The sequence below is a fragment of the Flavobacterium tructae genome (genome assembly GCF_001853485.1).
Lineage (GTDB): Bacteria > Bacteroidota > Bacteroidia > Flavobacteriales > Flavobacteriaceae > Flavobacterium > Flavobacterium tructae.
The window spans coordinates 348363-359210 of sequence record NZ_MIKE01000026.1 but is presented as its reverse complement, the minus strand read 5'-3'; the positions used below and the strand labels follow the sequence as shown (position 1 = coordinate 359210).

At 35.0% G+C, this 10848-nt stretch carries 1 protein-coding gene; it reads right to left on the bottom strand.

The window, feature by feature from the left end; genetic code table 11:
- The coding region (locus BHE19_RS18990) for a non-ribosomal peptide synthetase (protein WP_070908393.1) at positions 1–10846 on the bottom strand (10846 nt) is incomplete at its 3' end.
- Positions 10847–10848 lie beyond the last annotated feature (2 nt).

Sequence of the window (10848 nt, the reverse complement as noted above, 5' to 3'; positions counted from 1 at the left end):
CTATCTCCCAAATAGAAGCATCAAACGAAATACTCGCAAATTGCAGACAGCTATCCTTATTGGTAATTGAAAAAGCAGAAATCTGAGATAGTATTGTATTGACAATATTTCGATGTTCAATCATTACCCCTTTTGGTTTACCCGTACTACCCGAAGTGTAAATAATGTATGCCAAATTATCAGGGCTTGTATTTATTTCAGGTAAGTCATCAGAGTAATCGGAGTAATTCTTTTTGAATGTTTCCAGTACTAAATCATCTATAACAATAGAACAGTTACTATCTTTCTTTATGTATTCTTTTCTTTCTTCCGGGAAATTGGAATCTATTGGTACATAAGCTGCACCTGTTTTCAATATCGCAAGAAACGAAATAATTAACCATTCACTGCGCTCTAAAACTACTCCTATTAGACTATCTGCAATAATACTATTATTTGATAATAAATAATGAGCCAATTGATTGGAGTGTTTATCTAATTCTTTATAAGTTAGTTCCACGTCCTTATAAACAATTGCAATAGCATTTGGTGTTTGTTTAACCTGTTCGACAAATAAATCTATTATGGTCTTATCTACTGGATATACAGCATCAGTGTCATTAAAAACATCTAATAGTTGGTGTTTTTCTTTATTAGACAGGATATTCAACGTATTTATGCTTACTTCTTTTTCAAAAGTTAAGCCATCTATAAGTTGAATTAATGATTGTTCCATGAATTGAAGTATACGACCTGCTCCAATGTTCACATCCACAAGTGCTGTTAATCCAAAATCAATACCAAAATCATCTACAATAAAGTTAAAAGGATAGTTCGTTCGTTCATAATCACCAATTAGCGTTATCCCCAAATTTTTCATATTACCCTCTTCTACTGCTGAAGAATGACGGTAATTTAATAAAGCACTGAAAAGGGCCATTTGATTGGAAATACCACTCCAATCCTGAATATAAGATAAAGGAGTTTGCTCATAAGATAACAGTTCTCCTAATCTTAACTTAACTTCCTCTAAATACTCCATAACACTGCCTTTTAATTCCAAAGCAACTGGTAGTGTATTGATAAACAAACCTAAAGAATCTGCCGCACCTAAAGAGCCTTGCAAACGTCCAGAAAATAAGGAGCCAAACACCGCATACTGCTTATTACTGCATCTTGCTATTACCAATCCGAAAGCCGCATGAAACAATACAGCAGGACTAATACTTAAATGGACACAAGTAGTACGCAATGCTGTACTTAAATCTTTAGAAAGGGTAACTGTGGCCTCTTCAATTTTTGTACCATCTCCTAAGGCATTTGATAAATTAAATGGATAGGTAGGTTCATTAATTGCTCCCAATAATGACCTAAAATAAGACTCTCCATCGCTGACTGATTGTGCATGCAAAGTATGCCCAATAAAATCCCGATATAAAAAAGGAACTGAAAGATTTTCCCCTTCTCCTGACAGGTGTACCATTACCTCTTCCATGATTTTCTCTAAACCAACATGGTCCATTATTAAATGGTGATAATAGACTACCAGATAATATGATTCGTTCTCAGGATCATCTGCTAATTTCAATTCCAGTAATGGAGCCTTAGAGGTATCCATCCAATGAGTACCTGAAGTTGCCAATACTTTCAACTGTGGTAAAATAGCTTTGGAATTATCCAAGTTTGAACTCTCTAATAATTCTACTGGTAAAACAGCTTCTCGCAATACTACCTGAACAACATCAGGTAAATCAGCACTTAAAAAAGAGGTACGCAAAATATCATGGCGATTCACCACAAACTGTAAGGCTTCGATAAAGTCTGTACGCTTTTTTGAATCAGAAAATGAAAGTAAACCCGAAAGAATATAAGGATCTCCCTGAACAGCATTGCTCATAAGATGGTGAAAATAAATCCCTTCTTGTAATGGAGATAAAGGATAGATGTCTTCAATATTTGAAATACCACCTGGAACCATTGCCACTATCTTATCTAAATCGTTTTGCTCAAAATCAAGTAAAGGAACCATCAATGGTGTGATACAATCACTTGTTGCTAAAATTCCATTAGCAGGAACAGTGTAAACAAACGATATCGAAGATAGCTTATCACCAATAGAAGCTATAGTTGGGCCTGCAAAAATATCTTTAACTGCGATATTAAAATCTAACGCCTGCAGGCGAGATATCAATTGAACTACCAGCAAACTGTGACCTCCGAGTTCGAAAAAATTATCATGAATCCCTACTCGTTCTACCCCTAACAGGTTCTGCCAGATTTCAGCTAATTGGGTTTCTGTTTCGTTGCGTGGCGCTACATATTCTTTACTCGATAGTTCTGAACCATCCGGATCCGGCAATGCTTTTTTATCCAGTTTTCCGTTACCGGTTAATGGCATTGTATCTAATGCTACCCACAATTGAGGAACCATGTATTCCGGCAAACTTAATTTTAATTGGTTTTGTAATTGCTCTTTGTTCAATTTTCCTTCTAAAACTACATAACCAACCAGACGTTTATTGCCTGCTGTATCTTCTTTGACCAGAACACAACATTGGTTTACGCCCGCTAAAGAAGACAAGGCGTTTTCGATCTCGCCTAATTCTATTCGATAACCGCGAATTTTAACCTGATCGTCTTTTCTGCCGATATATTCTATGTTTCCATCCGGAAGCCAACGCGCTAAATCTCCCGATCGGTATAATCTGGAAGTTTTATCCACACTAAACGGATTCGCTATAAACTTCTCATTGGTTAAGTCTTCTCTATTTAAATAACCTCGTGCTACTCCTGCTCCCGAGATACACAATTCTCCTTCTACTCCTATGGGAACCAGATTTAAATGAGCATCCACTATGTAACATCCTAAAGTTGGAATTGCAGTACCTATATTACTGATCAGACTCTGTGTATCTGTCTCTGTAATCTCTTTGTAAGTGACATGTACAGTTGTTTCTGTGATGCCATACATATTGATCAGTTTACAATCTACATAAGAACGCTTCCATCTTTCCAAATAAGTGGAATTCAGCGCCTCTCCTCCAAAAATTACGTAACGCAGAGAATGTAATGAATTTTTGGATAAAAATTCTTCCTGAAGTACATAAAATGAACCTGGTGTCTGATTTAAAACTGTTACGCCTTCTTTTATTAGTAATTCCTTAAAAGAAACAGCATCTTTTGTTAGGGGCTTAGAAACAACCACTAAACGGCCTCCATGTAATAAGGCGCCATACATTTCCCATACTGAGAAATCAAAACAAAAGGAATGAAACAAAGTCCAGACATCACCGGACCCAAAATCATATAATAGGGATTCGTTTTTAAATAATCGAACTACATTTTTATGCGTTATCAAAACTCCCTTAGGTGTACCGGTACTTCCTGAGGTATATATCACATAAGCTAAATTAGAGGCTGTCAATACAGTCCTAAGCTCTGTTGTTGGATAACCTGAGATAAGATCCCAATCTTTATCCAGACACAGAACGGATATATCCTCACCTCTGTTTATAACATTACAACTGGTTTGACTGCTTACAACCAAATCAATACCAGCATCTTTAAGCATATAAGCGATACGATCTGCCGGGTATTCCGGATCAATAGGAACATAAGCGCCTCCTGATTTTAAGATCCCAAGAATACCAATTAACATCTCTAAACTGCGCTCCAGACAGATCCCTACAAGAGCATCGGGTTTTACACCCTGCTCACGCAAATAATGCCCTAATTGATTGGAACGTTGGTCTAATTCTTTGTAGGTTAGTTTTTCATCTCCGTAAACAACTGCAATAGCCGTTGGTGTTTGTTTAACCTGCTCTTCGAATAAATCAACTATTGTTTTATCTGATGGATAGGCAGCTTCAGTGTTATTGAAAACATTCAATAATTGATGCTCTTCTGCCTGGCTAAGCATGGACAGAGTACTTATCGGTTGTTTGATATTGCTTACAATACTTTGCAATAATTCCTGATAATGCAGCAGCATACTCTCGATTGTAGCCTTATCAAATAAAGCGGTGCAATATGACATCTCCAATGAAATACCATTATTATCCTCAAATACGTTTAACATCAAATCAAATTGAGAGGTAATGTTATCAAACTTATAATTTGAAATCTTAATATTCTCTAAATTCAATTCTCGAGATGCATCAGGCGTATTCTGTAACACAAAAAGTACTTGAAACAAAGGATTCATAGACATGTCACGAGTAATAACCACACGATCTACTACCTTTTCAAAAGGAGCTAATTGATGGTCATATCCCTCTAAGGTTGTCTGTTTTACCCTTGCTAATAAATTACTAAAACTTGGGTTTCCGCTTAAATCACTGCGAAGAGCAATAGTGTTTACAAAAAAGCCAATCATGTCTTCTAACTCCAATTGCGTACGATTTGCAATTGGTGTTCCCACACAAATATCAGACTGCCCGCTATAACGAGACAATAAAACTTTGAAGGCTGATAATAAAAACATAAACAGCGTAACACCTTCTGATCGGCATAAGGAATCTAAGGATGCTGTTAACGTTTTATCTAATACAGAAGATATAGAAGCTCCATTTGTGCTATGTACTGAAGGGCGTGCATAATCCATTGGCAATGCTAAAGTGCTAACGTCTTGCAGCTTCTCTTCCCAATAAGATAATTGCTCTTCTAAAACAGTATCTACTACATATTTTCGTTGCCAAATGGCATAGTCTGCATACTGCAAACTCAATTTTGGAAGACTTGCTGTTCGATCTAATTGAAGTATATTATACAACTTCATAAACTCATTGACTAAGACCCCACCGGACCAACCATCACTGGCAATATGATGGAAGACACTGGCCAGTACATGTTTTTCGTTCCCACAATCATATAAGCAACATCTTAGCATGTAATCCTTAGATAAATCAAAAGGTTTCTTCAGATAGTCTGCTATATTACTTTGTAATAATACTTCATCTGATACAATTTCTCTATCCAATGACCAGTTTTCTGCACTGATAATTTCCTGATAACCAATTCCATGCTCTGAAAGAAGTACGCTTCGTAATACCTCATGACGATAAACAATTTGCTGTAAAGTTTTTTCTAATATGGATATATCTAAAGGTCCCTCTAAATAAAGAACTACAGGTATGTGATAATCTGTACTGCTTTGCAACTTATCCAAAAACCATAATCGCTCCTGACTAAAGGATAAAGGAATACGGGCTGGACGATCCTGTACCGCAATTGTAGGTAAGATAACACCTTCGGATTGAGCGGACACAAAAGTTCCCAACTTAGAAACCGTAGTATGGATAAATATTTCCCGAATAGAAACTTCTATTGTCAACTCTTTACGAATTATAGAAACTAAGCGTGTTGCTAATAAACTATGACCTCCCAATTCAAAGAAATCATCATGAATACCAACTCTCTCAACACCTAATAACTCCTGCCATAAATTAACTAGTTGTAATTCTAAATCTGTAGTTGGTTCGGCATATTCTTTACTTGATAACTCTGAGCTATCCGGATTTGGCAATCCCTTTTTATCTAGTTTTCCATTACTGGTTAATGGCATTGCATCTAATGCAATCCAGATCATAGGAATCATATATTCTGGCAGGCTTTGTTTTAATTGGTTTTGAAGATGCTCTTTATCTAATGCACCTTCTGCTACCACATAACCTATTAAGCGTTTTGCACCATTTACATCTTCCCTGGCCACTACGCAACATTGTGTAACTTCGGGAAGCAATGATAATGCGTTCTCAATCTCACCTAATTCTATACGATATCCACGAATCTTAACCTGATCGTCTTTCCTGCCTATAAATTCCAAATTACCATCAGGTAACCAACGCGCTAAATCACCCGTTTTGTACATTCGCTCTCCTGTTTTAAAAGGATTCGCTACAAACTTTTCACGGGTTAATTCTTCCTTGTTTAAATAGCCACGAGCTACTCCCGCTCCGCCAATACACAATTCGCCAATTACTCCTATAGGTACTAATGACTCAGAAGTGTTGAGTATATAAAAACTATTATTCCATAAAGGCTTACCAACAGGGACATTCACTAAACCATCAAGAATCTCAACATTATCAGTTTCAAAATAAGAGCTATCAATAGTTGTTTCAGTAGTACCATAACTATTAATGATTCGCATAGCGTGACCAAACCTGCTGTATACTCTTTTAAAGTCATTAATATTACATACATCAGATCCCAAAATTAACAGCTTCATCCAAGTATAATCTAAACTTTGCTCGTAGATATAATCCATCAATGGAATCACTAAACCTGGCGTACCTTCTAATATAGTAATACCCTTTTCTAAAATAAGATCATAAAGTCTGGCCGGATCCAACCTGGCATCTGAAGGACAAAGTACCATTCTGCCTCCAAATAATAAACTTCGGCATAAATCGCCGGAAAACACATCAAAAGAAAAACTTGCCATTTGCAATAAGCAAGTATCACTATCCAAATGATAAGATGACTCCCAACACAAAGCCATATTCAATAAACTCGTATGGTTAATGACAACTCCTTTAGGTCTGCCTGTAGAACCTGATGTATAAATAACATAAACAGACTGATCTCCATTGATAATAGTATCAACCTTGCTTAATGGTTGTTTACCTATTGAGTTCCAATTATCATCTGTTGTAATAATTTGTATTTTCTTGTTTTCGGCAGCTAAAAATTCATGTGCATGATCTGTTATGAAAAAAGTGGTGTTACTGTCTTCAATTATATAATGAATGCGCTCTTCAGGATACTCGGCATCTATAGGAACGTAAGTTCCGCCTGCCTTTAAGACCCCAAACACCGCTATAATCATATCAAAAGAACGATTGACACAAATACCTACCAAATCTTCCGGACTTAGTCCTTTACCTATCAAATAATGGGCTATCTGATTTGATTTTTCATCTAACGCTTTATATGTCAATTCTTTTTTTCCAAAAACAACTGCAATGCTTTCCGGCATTCGCAATACTTGTTCTTCAAACAAATCAACTATCGTTTTATCTTTTGGAAATAATACTTCTGTATTATTAAAATGCTTTAGTTGTTGCTCTTTTTCATCTTCAGATAACAATTGTATATTTCCTATACTGCCTCCATCGCTTTCAATGATTTGATTTAAAATAAATTGATAACAGTCTAAAATATCTTTTGCCAATTTACTGCTTAAGAAAGATTCTCTGTAATCCAGAGAAAGAACTAAATCTCCCGATTCCTCAATGGCATTAAACATTAAATCAAAATCACTGTAAACTGGTTTATTATGCACTACCTGTAAGTCTACACTTTCCATATCAATATTAGAAACACTAACATTAAAATTGAAAACAACATTTACCCAGTTATCATATTTTATATCAGTCTCTTTTTGGAGCAATTCCATAAAACTAGCATAAGGATATTCCTGATGCTCATAGGTTTCATATATTCTATTTTTTAGATCCTTTACATATTCTGTTAAAGAATCCTTAGAATTATGGGATATTAAAAAAGGCATAAAATGAGAGAAATCTCCAATTGCTTCTTGTATATCCGGCATTGTTCTGCCACCTGTCGGAATACCAATAATAAGCTCATTTTTCTCCGTTATTTTGCATAACAAGAGTTCGAATGCCGACAAAAATGTCATAAAAAGTGTTAGATTTTGCTGGCTGCTCCATTTTTTGTATCTAAGAATATCTTCTGCAGGAATACGTAAAGTAACGGACTTACCTGCATTCCCATATTGAGATACACTGTTATCAAACGGAAGTACTATATTAAAAGATTTTTTAGAAAACTTATTTATAAAATACTCTTCGTGAACCTTCCAGGCATCACTACTCAATTTATTTTCTAACCATTTTGTATACTCATTAAAACCAACGGGCTGTAATAAGTCCAGTTTCTTTCCCTGAAATAACGAATTGTAGTTATTTGCAATTCCTTTAATAAATAAAGCACAGGACCATCCATCTGCTATTATGTGGTGCATCGTCACAACTAAAGCAGTCTCTTCTGAAGAAAATCTTACTAACTGTAGTCGCACTAGAGGCCCTTTTGTAAATGAGAATACAGTATGCATGTTTACATCAACTAAAGCTTTATATGCCTTTTCCTGTTGATCTAATCCATCTTTTGAAAAATCTATTTCTTCTATTGGTAAAGTAATAGAGGAATCGAAAATTAAGTGTACTCCGTCTTCTGATACCCGAGTTCTTAAAATATTATGTGTATCTACGAAATTACATACTGCTATTTTCAGCAATGACGCATCTATTTTACCTTTCATCTGTAAGCTGAAAGATTGATTATATGCTAAAGATCTTTCCGGGTCAATTTGATGAAGAAGATTAAACTTCTGTTGTGTCAAAGTCAAATTGACCTTAGAAATATTTGATTCTTGCCGTTCTTCCTGTTTTTTTGGTAGTTTTTCTAAAAAAAAATCTTTACCGTCAAATGATCCTGTCTGACTGATTTCTTCTTTAGTTATTATTTTTTTTTTTATACTATCAAATAGGTTTGTAGTTTCAGAAATCTCAGCGACGCTTACACCTCTTCCCTGTTTATTGGTATTCTCTGAAGTTTTAAAAATCTTTAAAAACTCTAAAATGATGTGATTTTGTTGTTCAAGAATACGATTCTGTTCCACTAACAGATCTCTGATTGTAATAAAGTCGGTACTATCGGTTGTAGAATCCGCGCCAGTATGAATCTTTTCATTTGAACTTGTCGGCAAACCAGAAGAAATATTCGTATGAAATGGCTCATTAGCCTCTACCTGATTGTCAGATATGGCTTCCGTTTGTCCCTTTTCCTGAGTAATGTATTTTCTAATTGCATCTATATTCGTCAAATCTTCAAACATCTTGCGAATTGGAGGTTCTACTCCGTATTCTTTATGTATTATACCAATCAGTCTTATGATGTTTAAAGAACCTACACCTAATTCTGAAAACGAAGTATGAGCATTAATTTCTAATATGTCTACGTTTAATTCGGTTGCTACAGCTTCTCGTAGAAACGTTTCTACATCATTAGATAATGTTGGTGCTTTTACTATTTCGTTCTCTTGTAACTGTTCATTATTAATGCTTTGTCCTCGGACCCATTGATCCATTACTCCATCAATAGTAGCAGACTCATATAATTTTTTTGTAGCTAATCGTTTAATTTTCCCACTTGACGTTTTTTCAACTTTTCCCGGTTCAACCAATACAATTCCATATATAGCTAATTCATGTTGCTCAAATACACTATCAATTATGCGCTTAACAATGAAATCAAAATCATAGCCCCTCATTGACGTTCTTTTAATTTCCTGAACAACAACTAATTGATCTTTCCCATTTGCCTCTATACAAAATGCTGCACCTGCATTGTTTTGCAAATCAATATGAGATTGTTGTACAACACGTTCTATATCTTGTGGAAAATGATTTACTCCATTAATGATCATCATCTCCTTTAAACGACCCGTTATAAAAAGTTGCTCATTCATTAAAAACCCCATATCGCCTGTGCGCAAATACTCTGTTTCGTCTGCACTAAAGTTTACATCCGAATTTTGAATTCGCGCCTGAAAAAAATCTTTAGTCAATTCTTCCCTTTGCCAATAACCTTTTGCAACGCTTTCCCCACTAATCCAAATTTCACCTATTTCATTTTCCTCACATAAGATCTTAGTATCGGGATTGACAATCTTAATTGCCAATTCTTCTAAAACTGGTCCATTACCAATAAATTCAATGGTATTCGAATTTTTATTTTCTTTATTTAAAAGTTTTACTTTTCCTAAATGAAAATTTTCTTTATCTAATAATAAGACTTTAGGTACTGAATTAAAATTAGAACAGCTAACGATAAGAGTCGTTTCCGCCATTCCATAGCATGGAATTAACTGCGTGCTGCTAAATCCAACTAAACTAAAACTAGTAGTAAAATTATTTATGGTTTCTGGTCTAATTGGTTCTGATCCATTATAGGCAACTGACCAACTGCTTAAATCGAGTCCTTTTAAATCCTCTTCCTTAATTTGATTAACACACAAATCATATGAAAAATTAGGTCCTCCACTAAAAGTCGCTTTATAATCTGAAATAATTTTTAACCATCGAAGTGGTTTTTGTATAAAGGCAGTTGGAGGCATAATATTCATTTCGAAGCCCACATATAAAGCCTGAAGAATATTCCCTACAAGTCCCATATCATGATAAATAGGTAACCAGCTAACTCCTACTGAGTTAAAATTTTGATGAAAACAATTTTCCATCAATTTATTATTATGGACAATATTAGAATGTGTGACCATAACTCCTTTTGGATCACCTGTTGATCCAGAAGTATATTGAAGAAAAGCTGTATCTCTTGGTAATACAACAGGAAACTCTTTGTCCAAACTATCAGTTAAGAGGTTCGTTTGCAACCATTTTACATCTGCAAAAATTTCATTATCAAACCAACTAATTGTTTTAACGTATATACTCTCTATAGTCAAAATGAGAGTAGCTTTACAATCTACAGCAATATTTTCCAATCTCCCCACTCTTCGTTTCCCTTGTGGTGGAAAAGCTGGAACTGCAATCACTCCTGCCATTAAACAGCCTACAAAGGCATCTATAAAATCTAATCCTGACGGATATAAAAGTAAAACACGATCTCCGGGATTTGCATATTCTAAAATATGAGACGCAATACGTTTTGCATTATCATATAAATCCTGAAAAGTTCTGCGATCACTTTCTTCTTCCCCATTTTCTAAAAATCTATAAATAACCTTATTGGGAGCTTGATTAATATGATTAATTAAAACTTTAACTAAGGTTTCTTTCGAAGTTACTTCTTCTAGATTAGTCGATTTTATTAGTGGCATTA